Here is a 5650-nt window from a genome sequence, read left to right on the forward strand (position 1 = left end):
CTCTACATCCCTGACGGCGTATGGCAGGGCCAGCTTTATCCACAGGGTTCCGGGGCGGATATGCACCCCGGATGTGGACAAGACGAAAAGGACGTTGCTGAGCGCCTCATTGATGCCTCCTGCGGCGGGGGAATAAAAACCGTGCGGTCTGCGGCCGGTGCCGTGACTTCACTTTAGCCCGGCGGCTGCGTGTTCAAGAGACCGCTTCGCTCACCGCCCTTGTATATTTCATGCTGAACCAGGATGAATCTAAACTTATCCTGTTTTTTTACTAATGCTGCAGCACGATCTCCGTCCTGGGATTACGAAGCCCGCGGGTGAGCACTATGCGCAGCATTACTTTCAGCTATAACCCGAACAATTGCCTAGCGCATCTAAAGCCCGTATCTGCAAGGCAGGGAGAACTGAAATGAGCGATAAAACAACCGTTGGTATTGACGTTTCAAAGTTCGCTTTAGATGTCTGGATCGACACCAGTGAGCGACTGATACATCTGGAGAACTCCGCTTCCGGCATCGCGCAACTACTGAATGAATTCGAAGGACTTCACATATCAGGCGTTATCATGGAGGCCACAAGCCGGTATCACTCTCTGGCTGAATCAATGCTGATTTCTGCAGGTTTGCCTGTCGCCGTCATTAATCCACGACAGATAAAGAATTTTGCCCGGGCAATGGGCAAGGTAGCAAAAAGCGACCCCATTGATGCCAGGATAATCTGTGAGTATGGTCGTCGTATGAAACCGGAGTTTCGACCTGTCAGGGATAAAGGACTTCAGGATATGGCACTGCTCCTGACGCGGCGGCGTCAGTTGGTACAGAATCGTGTCATGGAAATCACCAGGCTTCAGGAGAAAAGCGGCGCCTGGATTGAGAAGGGCATTATGGATCATATTACCTGGCTGAATGTGCAGATCGATGCGCTAGATAATGAAATAAAGGACCAGCTGAATCAGAATGCTGCGTTATCTCCAAAACGAAAAATACTTGAAAAAGTTAAGGGTATCGGGCCGGTAACTCAGGCTGCGATACTGAGTCAGCTTCCGGAGCTGGGACATCTTAATCGCAGGCAGATTTCGGCCTTGGTTGGCGTATGTCCCTATGACAGGGACAGCGGGCAGCTTCGTGGTAAAAGGGCTATCTGGGGCGGCAGGTCTGGTCTGCGCGCAACACTCTATATGGCAATGCTTTCAGCGGTTCGATATAACCCCCGAATTAAAGATTTTTACACGTCGCTTGTTGCACGCGGAAAACCCAAAAAAGTGGCTATAACTGACTGTATCAGAAAGTTTATTACGATACTGAATGCGATGTTCCGTGATCAAAAGGACTGGGTATATAGCTGAAGGATTAGTGTACGGCCTTGGGTGAAACATACGATAAGCCTCCGGACTAAATCTGAACGAGGTAATGGTCCGTTTTGTGCCCAGGCTGTGTGAAAACTCTGACCTAAAACTGAAGTGCGCGCATCTACGCAAAATTTGGAATTAATCGACAGGTTAGTGAGCCAAATTTTACGTATGAGCGATGTTTTCAACCCTGTTTTACACAGATTAAGCGACCAAAACAGTTTTCACACAGTCTGTGCCAGAAGCGGACTGACATCGTCGCAAATCATTGGCCGGCGAGTTACAAGCAGCGCGGCTTTTCTCTGTACGTATGTATTTGCCTTTTTCCTCGCCTTCCAGACATTGAGTGCAGACTGAAAGCTGCGCTCACAGGCCCGGAAGACGTTGGGTGACACCTGCAGTTTTGGCAAATTCCTCGAGCCTGAGAGAATGAGACGGCCCGCCTGTAACCGCTACCACCAAGCTCTGAACCCGAGAATAACGGCCGCATAGAGGCTTATTGCGATTATGCTGATGCAGGTCCCGCAGGTAATAGGTCTTGCCGATTTACCGGTGCCCAGGTAGTGCGTTTCTAGCACAATTATATTGGCCGCGGGGGGCAGCAGGCAGAACAGATACAATGTCGCCGGATTCTCTGCGATGAGCCTGACATCGAGTGAACTTGCCAGGAGGAGGAGCAGCGAAACCAGAACGGCCATTACGACAGACTTGAGCAGAAACGGTTTAATCTCCCGCAGGAGACCGCTTGCCGAGAGCCTGATTTTCGACAGCCAGATCCCCAGCACCGCCATACCCAGAAAGCTCATCATAAACTTCGAAACGCTATAGAGTTCAGTCCCCCACCGGCTGACATTCTGACCGAAAGGAATCAGCATGGCGCCGGCAAATAAGGCCAGCACAGGGGGTGTCTGAACCAGTTTCAGAAGATTAAACCGGCTGCCTGACAGCATACCTGCACCCACTGAATTCCCCACGATGGAGCTGCCGACGTAGGCGGCAATGATGATAGTAGAAGCATCATTGCCAAACAGTGCACTGGCAACAGGCAGCCCCAGCCACCCAATGTTGAGATAGCTGAAGCACAGGCTTTTCACCGGATCACGCATAATCCGCTGGCAAACTACCAGCATGGCCAGCATACACATCGCTGTTGCAACAATGATGGTACTCATGCTGCCAAAGCGGGTGGATATGTTGAAAATGATCACAACAGGTATCGCGATACGCGTTAATACCCACGATGCCGTCGTTTTGAAATCCAGCGCGATTTTGCCCACGAGCCAGCCAGCGAAAAGATAAATCAGGGGAAAGAAAATACTCACGATTCTTCCTCTGTGTTTGCCGAACAGAATTCCAGGACCCACTGTTTGGCCCAAGTCTCCGCACAGCGTGCGTTAAACCAGAAGGCATTGGTCGAGAACAGGCTTCCTTTACTGAGCGGCCCGATATTAAACAGGCCATTCACCTTACGGTTATTAACCTGACACTGGAAAGTCAGCGGGTCGGTATTGATGCCGCCACAGGGATGTCCTTCAATAAGCGACTGCCTCAGCAGGTCCTGTAACAATGGCTGTGTCGTTTGGCCAATATCAAGCCTGCCTCCCGTTGCATCCCAAAAATGACGGAATGAAATCGTTTCTGATCGGGTTTGCAACACAAAACGGCTGTCAGTGTGTTTCGGAGCAGCAAGCGCCTGATGAAACCTAACCCTCCCATGAGCAGAAGCCTCGATCAGTTCACCAAACACCTCCTGAGGTACCGGATGGCGCCAGGCGGCCCAGACCGCACCGTACATTTTCATAAATCGCAGCTTTTGTTCGGATGTGAATGCGTTCCAGAGCTTGTGCATATACGGCCGCGTTGAAACCAGAACATCCTGCCAGGGCAGATCACAGTTCTCTGCACGCGTAAGCAGCATGCGGAAATACTCGGTCTGCCGCTCCTCACGTAACAGCTTCATAGCAGGCCGGAATTCCCCTTTTTCTCTGAGAAGGTAAAACTCTTTTCGAAGGAGGCGGGAGAAGACGTTCAGCATGTCTTCACTTTTCGCAGTGGCAGACATGATGTTACGCCAGGTCAGGTGAACGGGTGTATATCGGTTACTGCTTGTCAGGCAGGTCGGAACATAACCGCTGCGTGAAAAGAGATGGATTTTCACCTGACTTTTGCCGAACGCATAGCGAAACGCATCAACGGCCGTGAGACCGCTACCGGCGATGAGCAGCGGCTCAGACGAAGACTGATCGAACTGCGTATAATGCGAAATAAAACCGGGCTTTCCCATGAACGCCGGAAAGGCGTTTTCAGATAATGCCCCCAGGCACATCACAACGTTACGGGCGAAGATTGAGTTACCGCTGTCATCACACAGGGAGAACGATGCTCCCTGTTTCCTGATACTTATCACGCTGTGGTGGAATTCATCAATTTTCAGTATCCCAGCCTGCTTAACGTCACGGTAAGTCTGGCGGATAAAATCTGAGTATCTGAGGCGCGATGGCCAGTGTTCACGGGAGTTAAAGGTGGAATACAACCAGTGACCAAACACTTCCGGTTCAGTTGCCGTCACCGACATCAGCCCCGGCGGGGTATTGACCTTGTGTATGGCATCAGCATCACCAAAGGCTTTTCCTTTTGCAAAGCTGGTAGGGGGGTTGAAAACGGCAATTCGCGGCTGAGCCGTTCTGATGTTATAAATTTCATCCTGTAGCTGGCTAAGTAAACTGGTTCCTGTCGCCCCAAGCCCTACAACTGCAACGTCATACATGACCAATACATCCTGTTAATCATTTGAATTGCTTATATAACAGCAACAACAGGTAAGCGTAAATAAATATCATTTAACGTAAAGCTATATATATAGATATCATAAGCACTTGATATAAATCATAATAAAAGCAGCACAGAAAGTAACGACTGTAATGATCTGTTATTTTGGAGTTTCGCATTGCGTCCGTTATTGATAAATTTTAATTCTTGAATGAGTTCCTCCACTCGGCCTCATAGCCAGCGACTCAATGCCATTAGTGTGCTTTCGAGGTCAACGTCACGCGATTAAAAGCGCAGTTGAACTGAAAAAGCGGATTGTAGTCTTCGCTCTGGATCCTGCCGGTTAACAGAACCTTTCTTCAATGCGATATCATCAGAGTATGCCGGGAAAACTGAGGGATGTACGCCAGCCAAAGTGGTGAAGCCGGTGGTGAGTTTATGGTCGCTCTGTAAGATTGCCTTCTGCGTGCCATTGGCCTGATGCTCAGCCATGTTGATTCAGCACAGCAATACGTCAGCACCACCGAACCTGGACTGCCAGGGTTCACCATCAAACCCCAGTCGGCAGGCCGAAACGCGGATCTTTGTGGTTCGGCTTAGCTTGTCAGCCAGGGCTGAAGACCCGACTTGCCGGAGAGCCGGTATTAATCAGGGAGTAGTTGAGAATAATGACCGCTTTGTGCCCAGGCTGGGTGAAAACGCTGACCTAGAACTGAAGTGCGCGCGTCTTCGCAAAATCTGGGAATGCTCGACTGGTAAGCTGAGCCAAATTTCGCGTATAAGCGCAGTTTTCAGCACTGATTTCCGTAGTTGAGGCGACCAAAACGGTTTTCACACAGCCTGAGCGGTACGCGGACGCGCGGCGTGAAGATGGGGGCCAAAACAGCATCAGGCCGGAGCTGTATACTGCGGGTTTCACTGGACACTCCCGTCAGCTGATTTGGTGAAAAGGGTGAGTGCCTTATGTAAGTCGTGCATAAAATCCTCCTCCAATAATGCTGTTTATACGCACAGTATTATTGAGCAGGATTTATCTGGCAAGAGCAAGCCGGGCCGCTCAGCCCGGAAACGGACTTATGTGGCTGAGCGCAGGGAAAAAATATTTTCAGCTGGCTGCATCCTGAGCATCTATGCTGACAGCGGGCCCGGGATGCGTACGGATGCGTTCTCAGGCTGTACATCAGCAGCCTAGCTTTCCGCGGCCGGGCTCCTTTACCTTTCTTAACTCTGGAACCGGAGCGTAAGCAGTCTTTGCGGACATCGGTGACGTGACGCTTCCCCGACACGGCTGTTCGTTCCTCGCGCTGCTGCGGTACGCCTCAGCCTTATCTGCGGCGAGCGTAGCGGGCTGACATTTAACGGCCGGTATTTTTTTCGCGACCCGTTGTGCAGAACTGACGGGCCGTTCTAATCTGGAAGAAACGCCTTTTAACCTCCGGGGCAAACTATGGATGACCACACCTCACCCGCACGCTTTCTTGCTTATCTTCTGACTGAGTACGATGTCTCCGTGACGCAGCTTTGTGACCACAG

4 protein-coding genes are annotated in these 5650 nt (G+C 50.8%); 1 reads left to right on the forward strand and 3 read right to left on the reverse strand.

Translation table 11 applies throughout. From position 1 onward, the window contains the following. Positions 1–409: 409 nt before the first annotated feature. Positions 410–1345 (forward strand): transposase, encoded by a 936-nt coding sequence (locus H7A81_RS25245; protein WP_182059090.1) that lies wholly within the window; start codon positions 410–412, stop codon positions 1343–1345. 455 nt (positions 1346–1800) lie between these two features. On the opposite strand, the gene H7A81_RS25250 is transcribed toward H7A81_RS25245, so the two are convergent. The 3 genes from H7A81_RS25250 to H7A81_RS25260 all read right to left on the reverse strand — a co-directional run bounded on the left by H7A81_RS25250 (position 1801) and on the right by H7A81_RS25260 (position 4609). Beyond that, positions 1801–2670 carry a permease gene (locus H7A81_RS25250; RefSeq protein WP_182059091.1) on the reverse strand — a complete coding sequence of 290 codons (870 nt, stop codon included), beginning with the start codon at positions 2668–2670 and terminating at the stop codon, positions 1801–1803. Beyond that, complete coding sequence (locus H7A81_RS25255) at positions 2667–4115, reverse strand: FAD/NAD(P)-binding protein (RefSeq protein ID WP_182059092.1); 1449 nt, start codon at positions 4113–4115, stop codon at positions 2667–2669. Before H7A81_RS25255 ends, H7A81_RS25250 begins: the two co-directional genes overlap by 4 nt. A 287-nt stretch (positions 4116–4402) precedes the next feature. Then, the gene (locus tag H7A81_RS25260; protein ID WP_182059093.1) at positions 4403–4609 is read right to left on the reverse strand and encodes a hypothetical protein; all 207 of its coding nucleotides are present in this window, start codon (positions 4607–4609) and stop codon (positions 4403–4405) included. Positions 4610–5650 lie beyond the last annotated feature (1041 nt).

Source organism: Pantoea sp. ME81, assembly GCF_903970985.1.
GTDB lineage: Bacteria > Pseudomonadota > Gammaproteobacteria > Enterobacterales > Enterobacteriaceae > Pantoea > Pantoea communis.